Origin of the sequence: Mesorhizobium sp. M4A.F.Ca.ET.050.02.1.1 (assembly GCF_003997725.1) — a bacterium.
Taxonomy (GTDB): Bacteria; Pseudomonadota; Alphaproteobacteria; order Rhizobiales; family Rhizobiaceae; genus Mesorhizobium.
The window spans coordinates 1-1,385 of sequence record NZ_RZSG01001146.1 but is presented as its reverse complement, the minus strand read 5'-3'; the positions used below and the strand labels follow the sequence as shown (position 1 = coordinate 1,385).

1 protein-coding gene is annotated in these 1,385 nt (G+C 52.9%); it reads left to right on the top strand.

Translation table 11 applies throughout. The features are described 5' to 3' along the window. Window positions 1-1,385: MmgE/PrpD family protein (locus EOA33_RS35810; RefSeq protein WP_145989513.1), on the top strand; the 1,385-nt coding region annotated here is incomplete at both ends.

The window sequence follows — 1,385 nt, the reverse complement described above, 5'->3', positions numbered from 1 at the left end:
TTCATTCGAACACATTCTATTTCCGCGCGACCCAATTCACCTCCCCGCCGGGCAATTGGCGCGCTTCCTCACTGATCTGCGATATGAAGACATCCCCGATGACGTTCTGCATAAGGCCAAACTCATTATCCTTGATACGATCGGTTGTATCATCGCCGGTGCGAACACTTCCCTAGGCGAAAAAATTCTGGCTGCATACGATAGTGGAAACAAGACAAGCGGCTGTTGCGTTCCCGGCGCGTCGTGTCAGATGGCGCCTTCATTAGCCGCTAAGGTAAACGCCTGGTTGGCTGATGTCCTCGACTATGAGGATGTCGCCGTTGGCCATCCAAGCGCAACCGTAATACCTGCAGCCTTAGCGATGGCGGAACATCTGAATGCGTCGCCCAAGCAGTTTCTCGCTGGAGTTGTTGCGGGATATGAGGCCGGTATCCGGGTACATGATGCAACTCTCGCAAGTCCTGAAGTTTATCGCCGATTCGCCGTCTATCACGCTTGGCATGGTATAGCGGCCGGGGCAGCTGCTATGGTGGTGTCCGGAGGGACGGAAGAGCAATTCCGATCTGCGCTAGGCCATGCCGCCGCCAACACCTCCGTCCCTCTGTGGTACGTTCAGTACGGTCGCCCAGCGCATGCCCTCAAAGCGAACTATGGTCAAATGGCTCTAGGCGGGATCGACGCTGCTATTTGCGCCCGTCGAGATATCATTGGTCCCTTTGCGATGGTGAGCGACGCCGAAAGAGGCTTTGCCAGAATAATTGGATCTGACAGGTTCGATCCCACTCAGCTGTCAAATGGCCTAAAGCAAGTGTGGCGAATACGGGAGTCATCTCTTAAAGCATTTCCATGCTGCGGTTTTCTCCATACCACAATCGATGCCATTTCCACTCTGGTGAATGCCAATCAGATTGATCACAACAATGTCGATCGGGTACAGATTCGTTCTTTCGCAAGAATTTCGGAATGGTTTTCCGACAGCGCACCTGCCACCGATATTGATGCTCAGCTTTCTGTGGAATACGTATCGGCTATGGCGCTACTCTCTAAGGAACCCGGCAGGGAGTGGTATTCGCCTTGTTTAATGACAAGCCCCGCTGTTACCGGGTTGATGACGAAAATTGAGATCGAGATTGATCCGGTCGCGGAGCAAGCATTCTGGAATGATCGACAGTATCTATCTTCGGTCACCCTCCTCATGAAGGACGGCGAATCTTACAGCGCGACCGCAACGTTCCCGCCGGGAAACCAGCGTCGACCTTTGAGTGAAACAGACGTTGAGAAGAAATTCTTGCGCAATGTTCGTGGAACGCCGCTGGAGAAAGATGGAACAACCATTGTCGAGAGGGCGATGAATATGGAACGGCTGAGCTCTCTAAATGAAATGC